Origin of the sequence: Pseudomonas sp. J380, from assembly GCF_009827115.1 — a bacterium.
GTDB classification, from domain to species: Bacteria; Pseudomonadota; Gammaproteobacteria; order Pseudomonadales; family Pseudomonadaceae; genus Aquipseudomonas; species Aquipseudomonas paracarnis.
In genome coordinates this window covers 3,816,322-3,839,429 of record NZ_CP043060.1, presented here as the reverse complement: position 1 = coordinate 3,839,429, position 23,108 = coordinate 3,816,322, and the positions used below count along the sequence as shown (strand labels likewise).

23 protein-coding genes and 1 tRNA gene are annotated in these 23,108 nt (G+C 59.7%); 18 read left to right on the top strand and 6 right to left on the bottom strand.

Annotated features, from left to right (window positions below):
• Positions 1–47 precede the first annotated feature (47 nt).
• Positions 48–1,079, bottom strand: a complete 1,032-nt coding sequence (locus FXO12_RS17390) for an SDR family oxidoreductase (RefSeq protein ID WP_057978419.1) — start codon at positions 1,077–1,079, stop codon at positions 48–50.
• Positions 1,080–1,195: 116 nt separating this feature from the next.
• Between FXO12_RS17390 and FXO12_RS17385 the strand changes: the two genes are divergently transcribed.
• A complete protein-coding gene (locus tag FXO12_RS17385) occupies positions 1,196–2,095 on the top strand; it encodes a LysR family transcriptional regulator (RefSeq protein ID WP_057978421.1) in 900 nt (299 codons plus the stop codon).
• Positions 2,096–2,347: 252 nt separating this feature from the next.
• On the opposite strand, the gene FXO12_RS17380 is transcribed toward FXO12_RS17385, so the two are convergent.
• Entirely contained in the window at positions 2,348–3,568 is a 1,221-nt protein-coding gene (locus tag FXO12_RS17380; protein WP_057978423.1) for an alginate lyase family protein, read from the bottom strand.
• Positions 3,569–3,681: 113 nt separating this feature from the next.
• Entirely contained in the window at positions 3,682–4,494 is an 813-nt protein-coding gene (locus FXO12_RS17375) for a MipA/OmpV family protein (RefSeq protein WP_057978425.1), read from the bottom strand.
• Positions 4,495–4,712: 218 nt separating this feature from the next.
• Here FXO12_RS17375 and FXO12_RS17370 point away from each other — a divergent pair, with 218 nt between their 5' ends.
• From FXO12_RS17370 to FXO12_RS17355, 4 genes are all read left to right on the top strand, one after another.
• Complete coding sequence (locus tag FXO12_RS17370) at positions 4,713–5,402, top strand: response regulator (RefSeq protein ID WP_003187519.1); 690 nt, start codon at positions 4,713–4,715, stop codon at positions 5,400–5,402.
• Between the two features lie 5 nt (positions 5,403–5,407).
• Complete coding sequence (locus FXO12_RS17365; RefSeq protein ID WP_054896825.1) at positions 5,408–6,583, top strand: cell wall metabolism sensor histidine kinase WalK; 1,176 nt, start codon at positions 5,408–5,410, stop codon at positions 6,581–6,583.
• 290 nt (positions 6,584–6,873) lie between these two features.
• Entirely contained in the window at positions 6,874–7,197 is a 324-nt protein-coding gene (locus tag FXO12_RS17360) for a hypothetical protein (RefSeq protein ID WP_157717969.1), read from the top strand.
• A gap of 1,336 nt (positions 7,198–8,533) precedes the next feature.
• Positions 8,534–8,896, top strand: a complete 363-nt coding sequence (locus FXO12_RS17355; RefSeq protein ID WP_125919910.1) for a hypothetical protein — start codon at positions 8,534–8,536, stop codon at positions 8,894–8,896.
• A gap of 160 nt (positions 8,897–9,056) precedes the next feature.
• On the opposite strand, the gene FXO12_RS17350 is transcribed toward FXO12_RS17355, so the two are convergent.
• Positions 9,057–9,133 (bottom strand) — tRNA-Arg (locus FXO12_RS17350).
• 196 nt (positions 9,134–9,329) lie between these two features.
• Between FXO12_RS17350 and FXO12_RS17345 the strand changes: the two genes are divergently transcribed.
• The 11 genes from FXO12_RS17345 (at position 9,330) to FXO12_RS17295 (ending at position 18,050) form a co-directional block, all read left to right on the top strand.
• Complete coding sequence (locus FXO12_RS17345) at positions 9,330–10,046, top strand: Crp/Fnr family transcriptional regulator (protein ID WP_034125442.1); 717 nt, start codon at positions 9,330–9,332, stop codon at positions 10,044–10,046.
• Positions 10,047–10,133: 87 nt separating this feature from the next.
• Positions 10,134–10,676, top strand: coding sequence for an RNA polymerase sigma factor (locus tag FXO12_RS17340; protein WP_172415492.1), 543 nt, complete (start codon positions 10,134–10,136; stop codon positions 10,674–10,676).
• Between the two features lie 103 nt (positions 10,677–10,779).
• The gene (locus tag FXO12_RS17335) at positions 10,780–11,007 is read left to right on the top strand and encodes a RebB family R body protein (RefSeq protein ID WP_003187543.1); all 228 of its coding nucleotides are present in this window, start codon (positions 10,780–10,782) and stop codon (positions 11,005–11,007) included.
• A gap of 18 nt (positions 11,008–11,025) precedes the next feature.
• Positions 11,026–11,598, top strand: a complete 573-nt coding sequence (locus FXO12_RS17330) for a hypothetical protein (protein WP_057978429.1) — start codon at positions 11,026–11,028, stop codon at positions 11,596–11,598.
• 82 nt (positions 11,599–11,680) lie between these two features.
• Positions 11,681–12,307, top strand: coding sequence for a hypothetical protein (locus FXO12_RS17325; RefSeq protein WP_057978431.1), 627 nt, complete (start codon positions 11,681–11,683; stop codon positions 12,305–12,307).
• A gap of 40 nt (positions 12,308–12,347) precedes the next feature.
• A complete protein-coding gene (locus tag FXO12_RS17320; protein WP_057978433.1) occupies positions 12,348–12,671 on the top strand; it encodes a hypothetical protein in 324 nt (107 codons plus the stop codon).
• An 80-nt stretch (positions 12,672–12,751) separates the two neighbouring features.
• Complete coding sequence (locus tag FXO12_RS17315) at positions 12,752–13,066, top strand: RebB family R body protein (protein WP_003187550.1); 315 nt, start codon at positions 12,752–12,754, stop codon at positions 13,064–13,066.
• A 50-nt stretch (positions 13,067–13,116) separates the two neighbouring features.
• On the top strand, positions 13,117–13,431 hold the full coding sequence (locus tag FXO12_RS17310; RefSeq protein WP_003187551.1) for a RebB family R body protein: 315 nt from the start codon (positions 13,117–13,119) through the stop codon (positions 13,429–13,431).
• A 296-nt stretch (positions 13,432–13,727) separates the two neighbouring features.
• On the top strand, positions 13,728–15,170 hold the full coding sequence (gene gabD / locus FXO12_RS17305) for an NADP-dependent succinate-semialdehyde dehydrogenase (RefSeq protein ID WP_057978435.1): 1,443 nt from the start codon (positions 13,728–13,730) through the stop codon (positions 15,168–15,170).
• A 177-nt stretch (positions 15,171–15,347) separates the two neighbouring features.
• The gene (gene gabT, locus FXO12_RS17300) at positions 15,348–16,625 is read left to right on the top strand and encodes a 4-aminobutyrate--2-oxoglutarate transaminase (RefSeq protein WP_014716416.1); all 1,278 of its coding nucleotides are present in this window, start codon (positions 15,348–15,350) and stop codon (positions 16,623–16,625) included.
• A gap of 222 nt (positions 16,626–16,847) precedes the next feature.
• Positions 16,848–18,050: an HDOD domain-containing protein gene (locus tag FXO12_RS17295; RefSeq protein WP_057978436.1), complete on the top strand. Its 1,203-nt coding sequence runs from the start codon at positions 16,848–16,850 to the stop codon at positions 18,048–18,050.
• A gap of 99 nt (positions 18,051–18,149) precedes the next feature.
• Here the strand turns inward: FXO12_RS17295 and FXO12_RS17290 are convergent, their stop codons facing one another.
• Both FXO12_RS17290 and desA read right to left on the bottom strand, forming a co-directional pair.
• Positions 18,150–19,151: a sensor domain-containing diguanylate cyclase gene (locus FXO12_RS17290; protein ID WP_034125448.1), complete on the bottom strand. Its 1,002-nt coding sequence runs from the start codon at positions 19,149–19,151 to the stop codon at positions 18,150–18,152.
• A 188-nt stretch (positions 19,152–19,339) separates the two neighbouring features.
• Entirely contained in the window at positions 19,340–20,524 is a 1,185-nt protein-coding gene (gene desA / locus FXO12_RS17285; protein ID WP_032894197.1) for a delta-9 fatty acid desaturase DesA, read from the bottom strand.
• A gap of 166 nt (positions 20,525–20,690) precedes the next feature.
• Between desA and dibA the strand changes: the two genes are divergently transcribed.
• Both dibA and oscA read left to right on the top strand, forming a co-directional pair.
• Positions 20,691–22,607 carry a phosphodiesterase DibA gene (dibA, locus tag FXO12_RS17280; RefSeq protein ID WP_060772799.1) on the top strand — a complete coding sequence of 639 codons (1,917 nt, stop codon included), beginning with the start codon at positions 20,691–20,693 and terminating at the stop codon, positions 22,605–22,607.
• A 297-nt stretch (positions 22,608–22,904) separates the two neighbouring features.
• Positions 22,905–23,087, top strand: coding sequence for a sulfur starvation response protein OscA (gene oscA / locus FXO12_RS17275; protein WP_003170956.1), 183 nt, complete (start codon positions 22,905–22,907; stop codon positions 23,085–23,087).
• Positions 23,088–23,108 lie beyond the last annotated feature (21 nt).

Below are 23,108 nucleotides of genomic sequence, written 5' to 3'. Positions count from 1 at the left end.
CCTGCCGCCACAACAAAGCCCCAGGTCCGTCAACCTGGGGCTTTTTATTACAACCCGCCGTAGGCCCGGGACCACGCCACCGTGTCCGTGAGGGTCTGCTCCAGCACACGAAAGCTCAGCCCCAGTTCCTCTTCACTTTTGCGAGGATCAAAGCGGGTACGGTGCTCCTCGCGTATCAACAGCCGCAACGTCGCCATGCTCAGCAAGATGGGCTTGCCGGTCAGGTAGGCGTAGGCCTCTTGCATCGCTGCCAACAGGTACAGCGCGGGCAGCGGCAGTTGGCGGGAGGGCACCTTGACCCCGGCAATACGCCCCAGCGCCGGAATCAGCTGGCGCATGGTCAAGTTGCGACCGGCCGCGAGATAACGCTCGCCCCGTCGCCCGCTTTGGGCAGCAGCAATGTGCGCCCAGGCCACATCGCGGGCATCGACCAGCGAAAAGGTGCCAGGAATCAGCCCCGGCAACTTGCCGTTGATCACGTCCCGGACCAACTGCCCCGAAGACGTCGGCCCACGGTCACCCGGCCCCCACATCCAACCGGGCAAAACCATGCAGGCGTACATCTGCGGATGGCTTTCAAGAAACCTCAACACCTCCCGCTCAGCCAGGATCTTGCTGCGGTAGTAGTCGTCCGCATCGGCTTCGGCCCGTAGGCACGTCTCGTCGATCGGCGTACCGGGGGCACCGTCGAGCACGGCAATCGACGAGGTATGCACAAACCGTCGCACACCGGCGTCATACGCCTGTTGCAGCAGGGCTCGGGTACCGACGACATTGATCTTCTCCAGTTCCTCCCAATGGCTGCCGCCCTTGTAGTTATCCCGAAAGAACGCCGCGCAGTGAAACACCGTATCGCAGCCTTGCAACGCCGCCGCGAAGGCATCCACATCCGCCATGTCTCCCACCACCTGTTCCACATCCGGCAAATCGCCGAACTGCTGCGCACCCTTGGCCGCCGAGCGCACCAGCGCCTTCACCGCATAACCCCGTGCGACCAGCTCCCGTACCAGGTTATTGCCCAGCAAGCCGGTGGCACCGGTCACAAAGGTGCTGCGCAAGCGATTGGGGTTCGTGTTCATACAGGCCATTCCATTTGTTGAGAAGGCCAGTAGATATACCGGTCAGCCCGCGCCGTAAAAACAGTGCCTGCGGCATAATGGCTTTGCACATCTGCACACCAGGGAAGCGCGGAGATATGGCATTGCAGGCAAATTGGGACGATCTTCGACTGCTGCTGGCAGTCTCACGGCGCGGCAGCTTTTTACAGGCAGGCCAATTACTGGGTATCGCGGCCTCTACCGTCTCCCGCCGCCTCACCCAACTGGAAACCGCCCTGGGCGAGCCACTGGTGGAACGCGGCGTGGAAGGCTGCCGGCTCACCTCCCGAGGCCAAGCCCTGGTAGACGTCGCCCTGGCAGCCGAATCCGGCCTGCGACGTCAGGCCCCCGCCGATGGCACGCCCAAAACCCTCAGCGGCACCGTGCTGGTGAGCGCCGGCGAAGGCTTCTCTGCCAGCGTGCTCGAGGCCGTCAGCCGTTTCACCGCGCAGCACCCAGGCTGCTCGGTAGAACTGCAGGTCACCACCGACTTTCACAAAATCGTACGAGGCGTGGCCGACATTGCCATACGCACCGTACACCTGGGCGAACCTTCCCTGATCTACCGAGGGCTCGGCAAACTGGACTACGGCGTGTTCGCCACCGCCGAATACCTGCAACGTTTTCCTGCGCTAACGCCAGCCACTGCCGCCAGTATTGCCTTGCTGCCACCGCTGGATCTGCTCCCGCAAATGCGCGCCGCGAAAGCTGCGGGGCTGGACCATGCGCCGATCAGGGTGAGTTCGTTTGCGGTGCAGCTTGAATCGGTGAGGCGGGGGATGGGGGTGGCAGTGTTGCCGCGTATATTGGCGACGGGGTTGAGTGAGGTTTTTCCGGAGATAGAACTGCCGGCGATGGAGGTTTATTTGGTTACGCGGCCACAGGCGTTGAAGCAGGGGCATATTCAGGGTTTTTTTGGGGTGTTGGAGGGGGTGTTGCGCGGTGAAATTTCAAGCCTGGAAAAGCAGCATTCCGGGAATTCATCAAGGCCTTCGTAATACTCAACCCATCGGGATGTAGGCGCTTAGCCACTCGTAGCAACATCGAGTTGCGCGTGCAAGTGGCTCACAAAAAAGCCCCGGGTCTAAAGACCTCGGGTGTTTCATTCATATCTGGCTCCACACTTCTGCGGCGATGGTGCTGGCGTCCTTTGACATTTCCAACACACCAATGCGTTCTTGCCATTCCTCGAATTTGACAGGTAGAAAGGACGCATTTGTAATGCGCAGCGCAGCTTCGGTGATATACCTCTAAGGCATTAACTGCATCTGCGACAAACCGTATTCCCCCAACGAATACAGCAACGTCCCATACCCCAGCTGGACGTAGCCAACCCTGTCAGCACCATAATCCCCGCCACCACCTTCCACTTGGACGTTATTTGCCATGGCCTGCACATTCGGTGCGCTGAGGCCCTTTCGCACGGCGTAGTGGTTGTAGAGCAGTTCCCATATCGGACGGGTTTCGCCGCGATGATCGGCCGAGATGACGGTCTGTTTGAAGCTGCTGTTGGGGATGGGGGTAAACGGCACCTCCTGGCCAAGGTTGTACTTGGCCACATACTCGGCGCCCTGCAGCACGCGGTTGTTCTGGTAGCCGAACAGGTCGTTGCCCTGGCTCCAGGCCATTTGGCAGAAACTGCCGAGCAGGGCTATGTCGAGCATTGCGTGTGACTGATCACGTCCGCTTTCCTGGACTTGACCAAGGCCATCGCCGTAGAGCTTCCACACCGCGTGGGCGATGGCGCCGTTACCGGTGCCGTGCTTGAAGTAGTCGACGGCCTCGTTGTAGAGATCGCGGCGGTCGGTCAGTACGCCGATGGCCAGCATCGAGTTCATGTTGGCTAGGTCCCAGCTGGCCCCATGATGATCAGGCCGGGCGCCGTCGTGGTTCACCAGGAAGTCATGATTGATGGGGTAGAACACAGTGAGCATCATGCCTTGAAAACGCTGGAAATCTTCCGCCCGCCACTTTGGGTAGCTGCGCAGCAGTTCGGCCGCGTTGGCCAGTTGGTAGCCGTACAAGCCTGCCACCAAAGCTCTGCCGGGCTTGTCTTTGATCGCGGTGAGGGTCAAGGCCCACTGGTTCAAAATACTCACGGCCTTGTCGGCATACGCCGGGTTGTTGGAGATCTGCCAGCGCAGGGCCAGTGCATACGCGGCGGCTGCGTCGTTGAACAGAACACTGTCGTTATTCGGGCCGCCTGAAGTGGGGTACACCACCGGCATCGGGTTGGGCTGCCAGGCTAATGAGGCATGGGGGTTGGCGATCAGCTTCTGCCAGCCGGCCAGCCACGGCTGGTTATAGTTGGCCAGCTTCTCGCGTATCCGCGTGAAGTCCTCCCGGGTCTGGAGCAGGCCAGGATGCACGAACGCTTCGGTATGCAGGGTGGGGGAGGCTTGACTGCCGATACTCATCAATAGCGCATAGAGCAGCACGGCTCTTTTGGACAGGTACTTCAAACGGATCATCGTGTGTACGCCCTGATGGGGAGAACCTTGCGCGGTCTGAAAAGCCATTCGCACAGGACTGGAATCTGCCCCAGGGATAGTTCAGATGAAGCCTGCATACCCGGGGCTTGTTGTCAGAACGTGTAGTTGATTGCAAACAGGCCCAAGCCTGCGGTTTCGCGCCTTACCAGCGGGCTGTCGCTGGCCTGGTCAGCGTATTGAGTCAGCGTCAGGCTGGCCAGCGTTGACCAGTGCGCGTCGAAGGTGTGCTGCCAGTTCAAGGCAGCGGAGTAGGCATAGATCCCGGCGTCGGCGGTGTACTTGCTGTAGATCGAGCGTTGGCTCTGAGCCTGGGTGACGCCGAAGAACGTCTGGTTGTAGCGGCTATCGCCGGCATGGGCGTCGATGGCCAGGCTCAGGGTGTCGCGGTCTGTGTGCAACAAGATGCCTTCCAGGCCAAAGCGGTAACGGTTGCCTCGGTGCTCGCCGGCCATGCGCAGTTCGGCTTCGCCGTTGACCGACAGCCAGTCAAGCAGTTGTTGGCTGAGGGTAAAGTCGGCGACGGTTGCGCCGTTGATATCGCCCATACCTCTGAGCTCGTCGCCGCCCGGGCTGGTGATGCTGTCCTTCTCTTTGCGGCCCAGGTCGTAGTTGATCGCTGCGCTGGCGCTAAAACCACTTTCGGATTGAAATTGCAGGCCCACGCCGCGAGTGGTGTCGGCGAACAACGCTCCGTGCTGGATGCTGAGCATCGGCAGTACGAGCGGACGGTAGCGGTCAGCACCCATGTAGCGAGGCGTGACACCCATGCCAAGGCCCAGGGTAACGGTGGTTTCTTCGGCTGTCGGGCTGGCGTCGGTCGCCTGAGCCTGGGGCGCGAGCGCGCAGCACAGCAGCGTGACGGCGCCCAACAGAACGTTGTGGGTAGGGGAGGTGGTGAAGTTCATGGTCAAGCCCTATGTGCAAAAGAAGACAGCAGTGCGCCCGCCGACGCGCGACACAACACCTCCCTCTGATCGAGCTGTTCAGGCCCGTTGATAGGCTTGGACAGCGATGCAGTGGTCGGCATAGGATCGGCTCGCGAAAGCGGGCGTAGGGCAATACTGGCAGCGCACTTTCAATAAACCGTTCGTAAATTATCAAGGTTTCATCAAGAGGCTTCTTTGTGTCAGGAAAACGTATCCTCATCGTCGAAGACGACGCCGACAGCGCCAACATTCTCGAAGCCTACTTGCTCCGGGATGGCTATGAGGTGGCCCTGGCCGAAGACGGCCAGCGCGGTCTGGACCTGTACAAAAGCTGGCAGCCCGACCTGATCCTGCTCGACGTGATGCTTCCGCGCTTGAGCGGCACCGAGGTGTTATCCGCCGTGCGCCGTAGCAGTGACACGCCGGTCATCATGGTCACGGCCATGGGCGACGAACCGGAAAAACTCGGTGCCTTGCGTTATGGCGCGGACGACTATGTGGTCAAGCCTTACAGCCCGCGCGAAGTGGTGGCGCGGGTGCACGCGGTGTTGCGGCGCACCACCGGCAACCAACCGGTCGAACACCTGCTGCGCCATGAAAACCTGCGGGTGGATCTTGTTGCGTTTACCGCGGCCATTGAGCAGGGCGAAGCACCACCGCAATGGCTGGACCTGACCCCAACGGAATTTAAGCTGCTGGTGACGTTGCTCAAGACGCCGTCCAAGGCCTTCACTCGTGATGAGTTGCTGGAAATCTGCCTACCGGAAAGCGAAGCCCTGGCCCGCGTCGTCGACACCCACGTGCACAACCTGCGCCGCAAGCTGGAAAACCACGGCATCACCGGCGTTCTGGTCACGGTGCGCTCCATTGGCTATCGATTCAGGTAACGCACATGCTTGAGCAACCGCGGGTCAACGACAAACCCATGTGGCGCTGGATCGGCCTGCGCATGAGCCTGCTGGCGATCGGCGCGGTGGTGGTGATCTCGGTGTGCATGTGGATCAACGTCACACTGTCGGACTGGTATTTTGTGCAGCATCTGCCGCCTGGGCCGCGTGAGGAGCTGCTGGCGTTGCGCGCCGAGCCAGAGCTCAATGAGGCACGCTTGCGTCAAGTGGTTGCCCAGTACTATCCGCTGGACTATTTCCAGCCGGCTATCGCCAATCGCGACTGGCTGATACTGATCGGCCTGGTGCTGGCCGCGATCCCTATCATCATTGGCTTCGGCCTGTGGTTTTCGCGGCCCTTGTCCAGCCAGTTCTCGGCAATTGCCCAGGGCGCCCGGCGAGTCGCCGGCGGTGATTTCCTGACTCGCCTGCCGGTGCACCGCGACGCGCCCGACGAGCTGCAACGGCTGGTCAGCGACTTCAACAGCATGACCACGCAACTGGAGCGCTATGAGCGCGATGTGCGTGAATCCAGCGCGGTCATTGCCCACGAACTGCGCACACCCTTGAACGCCGCCATGGGGCGCGTGCAGGGTATGCTCGATGAGGTATTCCCCAGCGATGCCATGCAGTTGGGCATGGTCAAGCGTCAGCTCGATCAACTCAGAAAGCTGGTGGATGATTTGCACCTGTTGTCGATGGCTCGTGCTGGCCGGCTGGTGCTGGAGCGCAGCGAGTTTTCTCTGGTAGCTCTGGTGGCGGAGCGGTTGGCGTGGTTCCAGCCGCAGTTGGATGAGGCTTGCGTGCTGACGCAGGTCAGTATTGCTGATGGGCTTCGTATGCATGCCGATCGTGATCGCCTGGGCCAGGTGATCAACATTCTGGTCGATAACTTGCTGCGTTATGCGGCCGGGGGAGGCGAGTTGAATGTAACGGCGCGCCGGGTTCACGGTTCGGTGGTGATTGAAGTCGGTGACCGAGGGCCAGGTATCGAAGCCCAGCATCTGGACAGCGTGTTCGACCGCTTCTGGCGTGCAGAGCGCTCCAGGGCACGTTACTCGGGGGGGAGCGGGCTAGGCTTGTCCATCGCCCGTGCGATCTGCCACGCCCATGGCGGTACCATTACTGCCCGCAATCTGGCCGAAGGCGGTACGCTGATCAGGGCGGAGGTTCCTGTGTAGGCGTTTCTTCTTTGCTTGAGACCGGCGCTCAAGACGGTGAAATCGTAATGATCGTAGAGCTGGAAAACTGCTTGGGAAAAAGGGAGGGGAAAAGGGGATTTATTTTCACCTCTACTATCCCGACGCGACTCAACACTCTCTCACCACCCACCAAACGCACAAAAAAGCCCCAGATCTCCCGACCTGAGGCTTTTTCATTCCAAATCTGGTGCCCCGGCGTCGTTTGAACTGGGCTATGAAGCCCCAGTATTTACCGAGGCTGGCAGACAAGTTTTCGGTTAGGCATACATGTGGGCATACACGGCCAGCTCGCCTGGCCCATTAATGCCCTATGCAATGCTGCCATCTATTTTGGGTTACTAGCTGGTGTGACACTGGTTGGAACAGTAGTAGCAGCCGTTAATCCGGCTATCCGACCATTTTTGTTTAGCTGCGGCTACGGCTCCATGACAAGTGGGATAGGTGCCAACTTCGACCTGGTTTTCAAGGGAAGGCATGAACCGGCATCCGTTGGTCGCATCATGGACTTCATGATCACCATTCGCCTGGGCGTTCTTGTTGATGATAAATCTTGGCATTGGCTGTCTCCTTGGCTGCGTCATTTTTATTTTTAACCGACCAACAGCGGTACAGCGTTCACCTGGTCGTGAGGGCCAGTTTGGAGCGGTAGTATGAGAGCACCTACACAGCCCCCTCTAAAACCGGTGTAACGCGTGTTACTCGTGTAACGCCTATCGCCAAGCGCCTGTTTTCATTGGCTTTTAGGGCCGTTACACAGTTTAGATGTCTAGCGTACATCCGATGTAACGCTGCCCCTGCGTGTAACGCAGAAAGTCAGCGCACGTCTGCTGCGGGGCAAGCGTTCTGCACCTAGCGGCTTGGAGAGTAGCTGGGGAATTGGGAAATGCCATTAAGCCGCACCCTCTATTCAACCCACGGTCTCGCTGTCGTTACAGAGTGGCATGCAGCTATTCGAATTTTCGGCGACGGAAGCTAGCCTGGTGCCAAAAACTGGCGGGGCCCCTGGGAGTATTAAGGTGGTACGGGGCGTGAAACCCGCGGGATCGAGTTAGTGGGAGGCGTTGAAAGTTACTGAAATTTCAATCGTTGAAATTGAAAGGATTTTGAAGAAAAGAGGGCATCGTTACCGTATCGGTAACGGTGCTCTCAAATGGCTTACGGGGTAGGGCAGATGCACAGGTGAACTGGAGTTCACCAGGTTCACCTGTTCACTAAGCTGGGTGACTTTCCGCTAGCACGATCCCGCGGGTTTCCTACCCCGCGTCTTTCCGAAATTCCTAGGGTCCCAAGCGACTTTCCGATTCCACGTACAAATACATTTGTGGATGTCTATCTGGTTCACATGATTACCAAACAGTAAGCTGTACACTTTTCATGCTGAAACGATCATGCAGTGTCCCAAACGTAACCAGTCAGATCGCTTAGAGACTCCCTTGAAGAAGACTGACATGGTTGCGACCTATGTCGCTGGAGGTTAATTCACCTCTGGGGCGAGGGGGCTCTGAAAATTGGTGTTGCAGGTATTACTCGTGTAACAATTTCTTATGCTCATGTTTTATAAGGTTTTTTATTTTGTACACGTCTTGGAGTTGCGAAAAATAAGTAGTGTAATAATCTTAACTTGTGTTACATGACATGGAGATGTTCTGAATGGCTGGTCCCGCTACGATTCCTGTTGACTAAGGGCCCTTGACTGCCAAAATCGAAAATGTGGCTTGATGCCGGTTGTTTAGCAGTTTTCACAGTAGCGCGTATTGACCTGAAGGTTTTAGTACGTACGCGAAGGGCAAAATAGTATTCTGTTGCTAGTTTGTCTTCTATCCGAGTCAGCAGCTTCATCAGATTATCTCGGATGTCTGAATATTGCGTTGTCGGCAGGCTTGGAATTTAAGCTATAGTATTACATGCAGCTATAAGGGACTTTAGCAAATGATTACACGTTCACAGAAATGGCGTAATGATTATCTTCTCAATCCATACTTGAGTCATTTATACAGTGCTGAGCTAGAAGATCGGGCTAAGGATGTTTTAAACCTTATCTCTGTTTTGGACTCGGCCGGCCGACTGAGTGTGCTTACTGGGAAAAATATGAATGTTGAGATGTGGGTGAAGTGGACTCATATTTTAGCTGAGATGGAAAAGCGCTATGGACCGTATCCTAATGGATTTACTAACGGATTTGTGAAAGGTGCCAATATTGTAAGTCCTACTTTTCCGTCGGCCCCCCTAGGAAGAGATGCTATGACCAAAAAGGGGACAGATTTATTTTCAAACCGTCGTGAAGCCGCGTAAGGAGGGAAACACCTCGTCGACAAATGAGACGTTGCTGGTGCCGCATAAGCGCTTTCCGAACTAGGTTTATCAGCGCGGTTTGAGGTGTTGCATAAGCACTAAATCACCACCCACAAAAAAGCCCCAGATCTTTCAACCTGAGGCTCTTCCATTCAACATCTGGTGCACCCGGCGGGATTCGAACCCACGACCCCTGCCTTCGGAGGGCAGTACTCTATCCAGCTGAGCTACGGATGCTTGTGCGGGCGACATCATACCCATGTCGACCTGATGCGTCCATTCCGGCATTCCCCCCGCCCCCTGTCGTCCATTTCCGCCAAAAAATGGCTAATCGCCACCCTCATTCACAACTCCCCGCGCCGCACGTCCCTTTGTTTGCTTTGCTCTTGTGGCTTTAACCCCGCTTCCACGCCGCAATTCCTCAGGTGAACGCATGCATTCCAAAGGAACCGTGATGCTCGATCTCCCGCTCAGACAAACCCTGCTGGCTCGCTCCGATTTGTTTCGAGGTATGCCGGAGCATCTGTTGCGCTACGTCGCCACCCATATGGTGGAGCGCACGCTGGATGATCGTGAGCTGTTGTATTTCAAGGATGACACCCTCGAATTCATTGCGTTGGTAGTGGAGGGCCGGATTTATTCGGTGGTGCATGGGCCGGATGGGCGCGAGCAGATTATCGGCAGTACTGGGGCCGGGCAGGTGGTGGGGGAGACGGCGTTGATCAAGGATCATGGGCGCGAGTCTTCTACCTTTGCCAGCGGGCCCACGCGGTTGTTGCAGTTGGGTAGCCGGCATTTTGGTGTGCTGTTTGAGGAGCCGGCGTTTCTGCGGCGTTTGTTGATGTTGATGATGCTGAGGTTGCTGCACGCCATCGAGTTGCTGGAGTTGGTGTGCCTGCATCGGCTGGAGTCGCGGTTGGCGCGGTTTTTATTGGCGAACCTGGGCGAGATCGACCTGGCGTTGGCCTTGCCCAGTGTGTCGTTGCCCGCAAGCCAAGGGGTGTTGGCGTCGATGCTGAATACCAGTCGCCCCAAGTTGAATGTGCAGCTGCAAGTGTGGCGGCGCAGTGGCGTGATCAGCGGCGATCTGGAGCGCATGGTGATCAACGATGTCGAGCATTTGCGGCGCAAGGCTTTTGCGCTGAATTAGTTGTGGCGGTGTTCCCCAGGTAACAGCGTACCCCCGTCGAGCCCTCGCAGACTGGCCCTTCATCAAGGATGCACAGGAGTGCTGGCGATGGGGATGACTGTTCAGTTCAAGGATCAATGGGCCGCCGATGACCGTTTGTTCGAAGCGAGTTGGCGCGCTGTGCACGGCGAGCTCAGGCGCCGGGCGTTGCGGAGGGCCAAGGGCAATCTGGATCAGGGCCAGGAGTGGTTGGCGGCCACGGCGATCAAGGCCCTGTTGTTTTTTCGGCGCTCGCCGGAGCGCATTCGTGACCCCGAGGGGTTTCTGTTTCTGGTGCTCGATCATGTGTTTCTCGACAGCCTGCGGCGCAGCAAGCGCGAGGGGCGGCTGTTCGATGATTCGGTGGACCTTGAGCACGATCACCTTGCCGCGCTCGCCGCGCCCTGCGCCTCGGTGCTGGAGCGGGTGGAATGTTATGAGCGTCTGGAGCAGATCGAGGCGCACGTCGCACGGTTACCGCTGTTGCAGCAGCGCTTGTTCGAGATGCGTTTTGTCGATGACCTGCCTTACCCACAAATCGCCGCCGAGCTGCACGTGAAGCTGCCGCTGGTGCGCAAGCGTGTGCAACTGCTGCGCAGTGCCTTGCGCTGAAGGCGATTCACAGACGTTGGCGTGGGGCGTTCTAGTGGTATGAGCGCAGCACGCCGCCGCTATCCACACCCAAACCTGGGTGAATGCCATCAAGGAGAGATGTATGACAGAGGTCAACAGCCAGATCACCGACGCGGTCACTCAAACCAACGTCAAGGTGGTGGCCGAGGCGCCAGCCCAGGCCATCGCGTCCCTGTACCAGGTGGCCAGCAGCGCGGCGGGCCTGTCGTTGCAGAACGCGGTCAACAGCCAGCAGGCGATGAATCAGATTTCCAACGCGGTGATCTCCAAGGCCGTGGCGCTGATCATGCAGATTGGCGAGAAGGGCTGAGCCCTCGGGAGATTGATTATGTCGTGGTTCAGCAGAAAGAAACCCGCCGCCTCCCAAGCAACGCCCGCCGCCGACCCACCTGCGTCGGCGCCCGCCGCACCGGCCTCGCGCTCGATCATGGCGCGCATGAACGAGCACCTGCTCAACCAGGTGAGCACGCCGTCATCCGACAGCACGGCGGCGCTCAATAGCCAGATCGTGCAGGCGGTGCAGTTCACCAACGCGCAGAACTTTGCCTATGCGCCGGCGCAGATCGCGGTGCCGGCCGACATGATGATCAGCCAGGCGGCCGGGCTGGTGGCGCAAGCGGCGGCGGGGTACTTCGATGGGGTCAGCAAGATCGCGTTGGCGGCCCAGGCCGTGCTGCTCCAGCAAATGACCGAGAACATCGTCAAGGACAACCTGCCGGCCGCTGCCGAAGACGCCTTGGGCGCCTTGGCCACCGACCTGCTGGTAGGCGCCGCTGCCGCCGTGGCTGCCGCTGCCGGTGCGATGGAAGCCGAAGCCGCCAGCGTGGCCATCGACAAGATCGACCAGAGCATCGCCAAGTACGCCGACACCTTGGCCAACCGGGCCGCGCCAGCGGCCTGAACCGAGCACAGCGCTTCGGCGTTCTGCTGGGGCGGTGCAACAGCAACTTGAAAGCAACTTTTCTTGAGTGAGGAGCGACATCATGGACGTTGGAGATCTTATTTTTTCGGTGAAGCAAGAAGATGACAGTACGACGCGGGCTTTCATCAAAGCCGGTCAGTTGGTCAAAGCCAAGGTGTTCTCACAGGACACGACGTATCTGAATGTGGTCCACCCGGCAATTGCGGTGAGCAAGACCATGGTGATCGAAAGCGTCGGCACTGGCCTGGCGTTGACTGACGTGAGCCTGGAAAAACCCCCTCGCACCGCCATGGTGTTTTCCTGCCGTGACACTGAGCTGGGGTTTGCGGCGGCGCTGGCGGCCAAGCAGTTCTATTTCGACAGGCTCGGCGATGAAATCGACGGCAGTTATAGCGCGTGGAACGCGATGCTTTCTGCATTCAAGAACTGGAAGGCCAACGACACCCTGCAGGCTCGGATCAATGAGTCGATAGCGATAGGCAGCGGTTCCTTTTGCTCACAATTCGCGGCCAACGCTTATGAGGTCGGCAACCTCTACAACGCGGCCAATCTGGTTCCGCCACCGCCGGCCATCTTCAATCGGCAACCCTCAGCGATGACACCGGCAGAGCTCGCGACGTTCTGTGCTGCGTCGCCGCGTTTTTTCTTTGCCGGTTTCTGGGAAGACGGCAGGGAGGTGCGGCTTTAGCGGCCCTTTTGCAGGCGACGTAAAACCCAAGGAGATCGACATGGCACCCCCTTCCACACCCTCGGTCCTGTCTGCCGATGACCGCCAGCGGCTCGAAGCGATGCTGCGCAACCCGCAGATCTTCGCCGGAACGCCCCAGGCCACCGTCGACGAAACCCTCAAGCGCGCTACCGAAGTGCTTGCGCAATCGAAGGCCAACGAACAAGCGCTCAAGACCGCTGCCCTGCAACGTGAAGCGGCGCTGCGCCAGGTGTTGGACGGCGCAGCTCCCGACCAGGATGCGCAACGCAAGGAAGTGCAGGCACTGATCCAGGGGTTGATCGCCCAGATTGAAGCGGCGCTGGGCCCCACTGCAAAACCTTGACCCTGCGTTTCACAGCGCCTGTTCCGCAACGTTCATTGATGAACACGGAATGCACCGTGTACTAAATAAGGAAATTGATCATGCCATTAGTCAACGAGCAAATTACCGACGCGGTCACCCAGACCAACGTCAAAGTGGTGGCCGAATCGCCTGCGATGGCGATGAGCACTATCTATCAATCCATGGCGCAGGCCACGGCGATTCTGTTCCAGAACGCCGTGTCGGCCCAGCAGCAGCAAAACACCCTGGCCCAGGCGGCCACCAACCAGGGCGTGATGCAGATCTACAGCGTCGATACCACCGCAGGTGCGGCGGCTACCGAGAAAGTCGCCCAGGGCGGCGTGTCGGATAACCTCACCAGCCTGTTGACCGTGCTCAAGTCGTTCCAGCCGTAAGCACTGAGCAATAACGGATGTTGTTCTTTCTCAACCCAGGAGTTTCAACCATGAGTACAGTCAGCCCGCAAATCACCGATGCCGTCACTCAGACCAACGTCAAGGTGGTTGCCGAATCACCCGCGATGGCCATGAGCACCATTTACCAATCCATGGGCCAGGCCACGGCAATCCTGTTCCAGAACTCGGTCTCGGCCCAACAGCAACAAAACACCCTGGCTCAGGCGGCCACCAACCAGGGCGTAATGCAGATCTACAGCGTCGACACCACCGCTGGCGCCGCCGCCACCGAGAAAGTCGCCCAGGGCGGCGTGGCCGACAACTTGACCAGCCTGCTGGCCGTGCTCAAGTCGTTCCAACCTTAAGCTGCAAGGCCCCCAACAGCCCCGGCGCCCACAAGGCTCCGGGGCTGTTGTCGTGTGTGCGTTTGATCCGAAAGATGAATCGGATGCGCCATATTCGTTCTTTTTTTCGAACATCCTATTGCCCTGTACCCCCATTGATCCTAGGATTCGTTTGAGATTTCAAACGCTCTGTCTCCCGTGCGCTCTTTCATTTTTTCTGCGCGCTGGGGCTGATTTCCCTGACGGCAGCCCACAAGGCGCCTTTCAACAACTCTAATTCGCTCCGCGTGCGCGCGGTGCTGTTAAGGAAAGCCGACATGCAGCTTAAAGACACCCAGTTGTTCCGCCAGCAAGCCTTTATCGATGGCGCTTGGGTCGATGCGGACAATGGTCAAACCATCAAGGTCAACAACCCGGCCACGGGCGAGATTCTCGGCACCGTGCCGAAGATGGGCGCCGCGGAAACCCGCCGCGCCATCGAAGCCGCCGACAAGGCCCTGCCAGCCTGGCGTGCACTCACCGCCAAGGAGCGCGCCAACAAGCTGCGCCGCTGGTTCGAACTGCTGATCGAAAACCAGGACGACCTCGGCCGCCTGATGACCCTCGAACAAGGCAAGCCGCTGGCCGAAGCCAAGGGCGAAATCGTCTACGCCGCCTCCTTTATCGAGTGGTTCGCTGAAGAAGCCAAGCGCATTTACGGTGACGTGATCCCCGGCCACCAGCCCGACAAGCGCCTGATCGTGATCAAGCAGCCCATCGGCGTGACCGCAGCCATCACCCCGTGGAACTTCCCGGCGGCGATGATCACCCGCAAAGCCGGCCCGGCCCTGGCTGCCGGTTGCACCATGGTGATCAAGCCGGCCTCGCAAACCCCGTTCTCGGCCCTGGCCCTGGTTGAGCTGGCGCACCGCGCCGGTATCCCCAAAGGCGTGCTCAGCGTAGTCACCGGCAGTGCTGGCGACATCGGCGGCGAGCTGACCAGCAACCCCATTGTGCGTAAATTGTCCTTCACCGGCTCGACCGAAATTGGTCGCCAGCTGATGGCCGAATGCGCCAAGGACATCAAGAAAGTCTCCCTGGAGCTGGGCGGTAACGCACCGTTCATCGTGTTCGACGACGCTGACCTGGATAAGGCCGTCGAAGGCGCGATCATCTCCAAGTACCGCAACAACGGCCAGACCTGCGTCTGCGCCAACCGCCTGTACATCCAGGATTCGGTGTACGAAGCCTTCGCTGAAAAGCTCAAGGTGGCGGTGACCAAATTGAAGATCGGTAACGGTCTGGAAGACGGCACCACCACCGGCCCGCTGATCGACGAAAAAGCCGTGGCCAAGGTGCAGGAACATATCGCTGATGCCCTGAGCAAAGGCGCCAAGTTGTTGGCCGGTGGCAAGGTGATGGAAGGCAACTTTTTCGAACCGACCATCCTGGTCGACGTGCCGAAAAACGCCGCCGTGGCCAAGGAAGAAACCTTCGGCCCGCTGGCGCCACTGTTCCGCTTCAAAGACGAAGCCGAAGTGATCGCCATGTCCAACGACACCGAGTTCGGCCTGGCCTCCTACTTCTATGCCCGCGACCTGGGCCGAGTGTTCCGCGTGGCTGAAGCCCTGGAATACGGCATGGTCGGCGTCAACACCGGGTTGATCTCCAACGAAGTGGCGCCGTTCGGCGGCATCAAGGCCTCGGGCCTGGGCCGTGAAGGCTCCAAGTACGGGATCGAGGACTACCTGGAAATCAAATACCTCTGCCTGGGTATCTAAGGCACGGGATTGCAGTAAACGCAGAGGGCACGAGAGCGCTGCCCCTTTGCGTGTTTCACATGGTTATTCGCAGTGGCCGGGAAAGCTGTGGCAGTCGATCATCGCATGCTGCCGTAGTTGCCTCCCCGCCACCTATCCTTAAGCCACGCCGCCCGATGAGCGGCGAATGAGGACTTTATGAGCAAGACCAACGCATCCCTGATGAAACGCCGCGAAGCCGCTGTACCGCGCGGTGTTGGCCAGATTCACCCGATCTTCGCCGACTCCGCGAAGAACGCCACCGTGACCGACGTTGAAGGTCGCGAGTTCATCGACTTCGCCGGCGGTATCGCCGTGCTGAACACCGGCCACGTACACCCGAAAATCATCGCGGCCGTGACCGAGCAACTCAACAAGCTGACCCACACCTGCTTCCAGGTATTGGCCTACGAGCCCTACGTAGAAGTGTGCGAAAAAGTCGCCGCCAAGGTGCCGGGTGATTTCGCCAAGAAAACCCTGCTGGTCACCACCGGTTCCGAAGCGGTGGAGAACGCCGTGAAGATCGCCCGCGCCGCCACGGGCCGTGCCGGTGTGATCGCCTTCACCGGCGCCTACCACGGCCGCACCATGATGACCCTGGGCCTCACCGGTAAGGTCGTGCCTTACTCGGCCGGCATGGGCTTGATGCCGGGCGGCGTGTTCCGTGCGCTGTACCCGAACGAACTGCACGGTGTGAGCGTCGACGACTCCATCGCCAGCATCGAGCGCATCTTCAAGAACGATGCCGAGCCGCGTGATATCGCCGCCATCATCATCGAGCCGGTGCAGGGCGAGGGCGGCTTCTACGTCGCGCCGAAAGCCTTCATGAAGCGCCTGCGCGAACTGTGCGACAAGCACGGCATCCTGCTGATCGCCGACGAAGTGCAAACCGGTGCCGGCCGTACCGGTACCTTCTTCGCCATGGAACAGATGGGCGTTGCCGCCGACCTGACCACCTTCGCCAAATCCATCGCGGGCGGCTTCCCGCTGGCCGGTGTGTGCGGCAAGGCCGAGTACATGGACGCCATCGCCCCAGGCGGCCTGGGCGGCACCTATGCCGGTAGCCCGATTGCCTGCGCAGCAGCCCTGGCCGTGATGGAAGTGTTCGAAGAAGAGCACCTGCTAGACCGCTGCAAGGCCGTGGGCGAGCGCCTGGTGACTGGTCTCAAGGCCATCCAGGCCAAGTACCCGGTGATCGGCGAAGTGCGTGCCCTGGGCGCGATGATCGCGGTCGAGCTGTTCGAAGACGGCGACACCCACAAGCCAAACGCTGCCGCTGTTGCCTCCGTGGTAGCCAAGGCACGTGACAAGGGCCTGATCCTGCTGTCCTGCGGCACCTACGGCAACGTGTTGCGCGTACTGGTGCCGCTCACCTCGCCGGACGAGCAGTTGGACAAAGGCCTGGCGATCATCGAAGAGTGCTTCTCCGAACTCTGACCAACCTTAGTCACTGTGGCGAGGGAGCTTGCTCCCGCTGGGGCGCGAAGCGGCCCCGCTCTTTGATTTGGGACTGCTGCGCAGTCCAGCGGGAGCAAGCTCCCTCGCCACAGGTTACAGCCCGTACAAAAAAACCGCTTCGGCGGTTTTTTTGTGCCTGCTTCATTGTACGCACGCGCCTGCATTGTCTAAGGTGCAAGCATTGCCGATGGAGCGTGCTGGATGACTGCTGTTGATTTACCCGCTGTACCCCGAGTGTTAATCGCCGAAGCAGACCCTTGGTCGCGGGACCTGCTCAAGCAAGTGCTGTTGAATGTGCGCTGTGACGCACGGCTGGATGTGTGCGCCGATGGGCAGCACGCCGCTACGCTGTTGGGAGAAAAAACCTATGACCTGATCCTGGCGGATTGGGAGCTGCCGAGCGTGGATGGCCTGAGCCTGCTGCGCAGCGTGCGCCAGAAGCGCCGTTCGCTGCCGTTTATCTTGCTGAGCAGTCGCAACGACAGCGCCAGCGTGCGCGAAGCCTTGCCCCTGGCGCCCACCGCCTACCTGACCCGCCCGCTGAACATGGAAAGCCTGACCCAGCGCTTGCAAGACCTGCTGCTCAACGAAGGCGAAAGCGTGTACTGCGAAATCCCACCGCTGACGCCGGGTATGACCTTGCCAGCCTTTCTGGAGCGACGCCGCGAGGTCTGCGATGGCGCGCCGCTGCGCGTGGATGTGAAAACCGCCGTGCAACGCAGCCTGGGGCCCGAAGGCCTGGACCTCAAGCAGTTGGAAGACCAGGTGCACAGCGACCCGCAAATCACCGCCGTACTGATCGCCGCCGCCAACAGCGCCGGCTACCACGGCACGCCAGTGCAGACCCTGTCAGAGGCCCTGCATAAGTTGGTGCCCGGCCAGAGCATGAACCTCATCCTGGGCCTGGCGCTCAAGCACAACGTGGTGTTGGGCGACCCTGGGCTGGTGGCCTACGCCGAGCGGCACTGGCAATTGTCCCAGGACAGCGCCGACTACGCCCGGCGCCTGGCGCGCATGCTGGAGCTCGACCACCAGCGCTGCTACAGCGCCTGCATCCTGCATCGCTTGGGCGACCTGGCCTTGTTGCGCTGCCTGGAAGACTGGCGCCAGGGCGGCGGCGCCCTGGATGATGAAGCCATCGGCGAATCCCTCGACGCCTTTGGCGCCGCCTACGGTTCGGCGTTGCGCACGCGTTGGCGCTTGCCGCTGGAGTTGCGGCAGTTGATCGCAGGGATCTATTCACTGGAAGGCGGGGTGTATTCGCGCGAAGCCCTGGTGGTGAACCTGGCGGTGCAAATGGCGCGGCTGACCGAGCACGAAGGGCTTGAAGAACTAGCCGCCAGCAAGACCGCGCGGCTGCTCAAGGTCGGCTTGTCGGAACTGACCCGAGTGCGCAAAACCTGAAACACACACCGATCAATTGTGGGAGCTGGCTTGCCTGCGATAGCGGTGGGGCAGCCAAGACGCCATCGCAGGCAAGCCAGCTCCCACAGTTGATCAGTATTAACCGGCTATAACGCGGTTCTTGCCTTGGCGTTTTGCCTCGTACATTGCCGCATCCGCCCGAGCGAACAGGCTGTCGAGGGTGGAATCATCTTCACGCAGGCCGGCCAGGCCCTGGCTGACGGTCACATTGAATTCATGCCCTTCGTAGCTGAACACCAACGCCTGGATTTCCTTGCCCAACCGCTCGGCCACCTGCAGGGCCATCTCCGGTGGGCAACCCGGCAGGACGGCGGCGAATTCTTCGCCGCCAATGCGCCCGAACAGGTCGCCACGGCGCAGTACCCCGCGACCGCTTTCCGCGATGCGCCGCAGCACCTGGTCGCCCTCCAAGTGGCCGTAGGTATCGTTGATGTCTTTGAAATCATCAATGTCCAGCAACAGGAACGCCAGCGGGGTGCCCTGCACGCAGGCGTTGTCGAAGGCCTGGTTGGCGAGTTCGAAGAAGTGTCGGCGGTTGCTGCTTTGGGTCAGTACGTCGGTGGTGGCGAGGCGATGGAGTTCCAGCTCAAGTTGCTTCTTTTCGGTGATGTCTTCGGCGATGCCCACCACGATCAGCGCTTCACCGGGCACCACCTGCTGGTTGATGTAGCACTTGTCACTCAACCAGCGGATCTGACCGTCAGCGGTGATGATGCGGTACTCGCGGTCCTCCACGGCGCCCTGTTCCAGCACACGGGCCAGGCTGTGTTCGGCGTAGTCGAGGTCTTCGGGGTGGACGCTGTTGCGCCATTCACGGTGGTCGGCCAGCAGCAGGCCGGCGGAGCGGCCAAACAGGCGCTCGTACGCCGGGCTTACATACAGCACGCGGCGTGTTTCCCAATCGATGGCCCACAGCACGGCGTTCACGCTGACCAGCAGGGAACTGAGCAGTTGCTCACGCTCACTCAGCCGCTCGACTTCACCTTGAGCATGCATAAGCGCCAACAGGGTCGCCGCCGCGGCCGGGCGCGGCGGCTCTGCGGTGGGCACATCGGGCAGGCTGGGCTTTTCGTGAACCATCGGTACAACTCTCTCTGGGCGCGCCGCAGGGTGCAAAAGCGGTCACTACAAGGGGTCACCATGATGGCGAAGTGTTCTTTGAGAGAGGGGAATTGCGGTGAAGTTCCGTGATCAGCATGCATTGACGGTGCCCGGAAAATGGCGCCAAAAAGCCAGTGCGTGGGAGGGCGAACCCTCCCACGGCGCCCTCACGCCGCTGTAGGACGCAACGAGTAAGTCTTCAACTGGTGGGCAAAATCGCGCAGGGATTGGATGCCACTGGCCTCGGCTTCATGCACCCATTCCTTGATCGCAGCCAGCATGTCGTGGCCGTTGGAACTGGTCTTGAGCCAGATCTGCTGCAGCGCCAGGCGCTTCTCGTAGATCACCGTGAGGGCATGGCTGTGTTCCAGCATGCTCTGGATGCGCAAGTGGTGGCGGTCTTCCAGCAAGCTGGTTTCCCGCGACAGCAGGCGCTTGGCGCGGTGGAACTGGTGGCGCACCGAATGATCGACCTTCTCCAGCTCCTGCTTGACCAGCGGGCCAATCACCAACTTGCGGTATTGGGCCATGATCTGGAAGCGGTTGTTGAGGATCGCCATGGCGGTGTCCATGTCCAGGCTGCCCTTGCCTTCGACGCGGTGGGCGATGGGGGCCACGCGCTGCACCTTGGCCAGGCGCAGGAAGCTGAACACTTTTATCCAGGCCCAACCCAGGTCGAACTCCCACTTCTTCACCGACAGCTTGGCGGAGTTGGGGTAAGTGTGGTGGTTGTTGTGCAGCTCTTCGCCGCCGACGATGATGCCCCACGGCACCAGGTTGGTGGCGGCGTCACGGCATTCGAAGTTGCGATAGCCCACGGCATGCCCCAGGCCATTGATCACGCCTGCGGCCCAGAACGGAATCCACATCATCTGGATCGCCCAGATGGTGATACCGATGGTGCCGAACAGCAGCAGGTCGATTACGCCCATGAGCGCCACGCCCAGCAGCGGGTAGCGCGTGTAAAGCTTGCGTTCGATCCAGTCGTCCGGGCAGTTTTTGCCGTAGATACGCAGGGTCTCGGGGTTTTCCGCCTCGGCGCGGTACAGCTCGGCACCTTTGCGCAGCACGGTGGACAAGCCCTTGATCACCGGGCTGTGCGGGTCATCGACGGTTTCGCACTTGGCGTGGTGCTTGCGGTGGATGGCGGTCCATTCGCGGGTGTTCTGCGCCGTGGTCAGCCACAGCCAGAAGCGGAAGAAGTGTTTAAGGCCGGCATTGAGCTCGAGCGAGCGATGGGCCGAATAACGGTGCAGATAGACAGTGACCCCAATAATGGTCACGTGGGTCATCAACAGCGTGACTGCCACCAGTTGCCAGGCGGACAGATCAAGAAAACCGTTGTACCACATAGGCTGTATGGCCCTCAGATAAAGAAAAAAACAGCACCCGCATTATCACTTCCTTTGCAGATAAAACCAGTCACCGTTTCAGATAAGACTTACAAAGTGTTTCCTACTCTATAATCCTGATCCTTTGTAGGGCGATTCTGGTTATTTAGTAAGGATTACTAAGCATATGCTGTTTTCATACCGAGGTGCCCTACGTGCGGGGTTGGTGTACCTGCTGGTTTCCATCCTTTGGCTCCAGCTCAGCCATTACCTATTAATCAACTTTATCGATGAACCCCTGGAGCTGGGACGTTGGCTGCAAGCGCGTGGTTATGTGTGGGTCAGCCTCAGCGCCTTGCTCATCTACTGGATAGGCCGGCGTTTTGCCCGTGCCCATGCGTTGCAACAACCCCTGAAAGAGAACCGCGAGCGCCTGCGCCAGGCCGCTGCGGTTTTCGATTGCACCCGCGAAGGGGTGCTGGTCACCGATACCCAAGGGCTGATCGTGCACGTTAACCGCGCTTTCATGGAGATCACCGGCTACCAGTGCGAAGACGTCATGGGCCAACGGCCAAGCCTGTTCAAGTCCGGGCGCCACTCGGCGCATTTCTACCAGCAAATGTTCCAGGCCCTGGAAAGCACCGGCGAATGGAGCGGGGAAATCTGGAACCGCCGTAAAAGCGGCGAGGTTTACCCCCAGTGGCAAACCATCCGGGTGATTCACGACGACCAGGGCCAGGTCAGCCACTACGTGGCGGTGTTTTCGGACATCAGCGCCATGAAGAACTCCGAGCACGAATTGGCGCACCTTGCCCATCACGACCCGCTCACCGACCTGCCCAACCGCCTGCTGTTCACCGATCGCGCCGAGCAGGCCCTGGCTTCCGCGCAGGTGCATAAGCGTGGCTGCGCTCTGCTGTTGATGGACCTGGACCACTTCAAGATCATCAACGACAGCCTCGGCCATAACGTTGGCGATCAGTTGCTCAAACTGGTGGCCGAACGCCTGAGCGGCCTGTTTGGGCCGGGGGTTACCCTGGCGCGCCTGGGGGGCGACGAATTTGCCGTGCTGGCAGAAAGCTGCCCGCAGGTGGTGCAAGCGGCGGCCTTGGCGCAGCGCATGCTCAATGCCATGAAGGCCCCGTTCATTTTTGATGGCAACCAGCTGTTTATCAGCGCCAGTATCGGTATCAGCCTGTTTCCCAGTGACGCCCTGAGCGCCGAGCAACTGCTGCGCAACGCCGATTCCGCGTTGTTCAAGGCCAAGAGCGCCGGGCGCGAAGGCTACGCGTTGTATACCGAAGAGCTGACCGCCCACGCCCAGCATCGGGTGGAAATCGCTGGCGAGCTGCGTCGCGCCCTCGACCAATATGAGCTGCGCGTCTATTACCAGCCGGTGCACGACCTGCACGACAGCCGTCTGGTCGGCGTTGAAGCACTGGTGCGCTGGCAGCACCCGGAACGCGGCCTGGTACCCCCGGGCGAGTTCATCCCCATCGCCGAGCGCACCGGGTTGATTGCCGACATCGATGCGTGGGTGATGGACCAGGCCTGCCGCCAGATGTGCCAGTGGCTGGCCGACGGCGCGCCGCTGAGCTTTATCGCAATCAATGTCTCCAGCCGCCTGTTTGCCCGGCGCGAGCTGTATGAGCAAGTGGCCCAAGTGCTGCACGCCACTGGGCTGGATCCGGCCTTCCTGGAGCTGGAAGTCACCGAGAGCGCCGTGATGGACGACCCGGAAGTCGCGTTGGAGCAACTGCACCGCCTGCGCGAACTGGGCCTGCGTCTGGCGATCGACGACTTTGGCACCGGCTATTCCTCGTTGTTGCGCCTCAAACGCCTGCCGGTGCAGAAGCTCAAGATCGACCAGGGCTTTGTGGCGGGCTTGCCGTGGGACGAAGACGACGCCGCGATTGTGCGCGTGGTGATCGCCCTGGCCAAAAGCATGGGCATGCAGGTGCACGCCGAAGGGATCGAGCAGGTGGAACAGGCGCGGTTCCTGCTGGATCAGGAATGCGACATGGGCCAGGGGTACTGGTTTGGACGGCCGATGCCGGCTGATGAAATCGACTGGACCCGAGCCCCTCTGATTCGTCAGGACTGACTCGGCCAATGTGGGAGCCGGGCTTGCCCGCGAAGGCGGCGTGTCAGTCACTGTATCTGTAACTGCACCACCGCTTTCGCAGGCAAGCCAGCTCCCACAGGGGTTCTGCGGCGCCTGTGTGTGAGCGTTTTTTCTGCCGAAACCCTTGCAACCCCATGCCCTATCAGAAAATTCTTTCTGGTTATATAAACATTCTTAAATAGTATTTTTAAGAATATCCGCGCTTATCTACTATCGCCCTCACCCCGCAAGCAGTGCCGCCACTGCCAGGCACTACTCATTTTCAGGAGCGAGACCATGAGCGCATCTCTACGTAGCGTTGACGGCCAGGACGAAGCAGCCATTTTGCGTGAAATCCAGAGCGCCCTGCGCGATCTGCGGTTTGGCGCGGTGGAAATCACCGTACACAACGCCCAAGTGGTACAGATCGAACGCAAGGAAAAATTCCGTCTGCAGAACCCCGGTAACAAACCGAGCTGAGCAAGAACGGCGATAGACCCG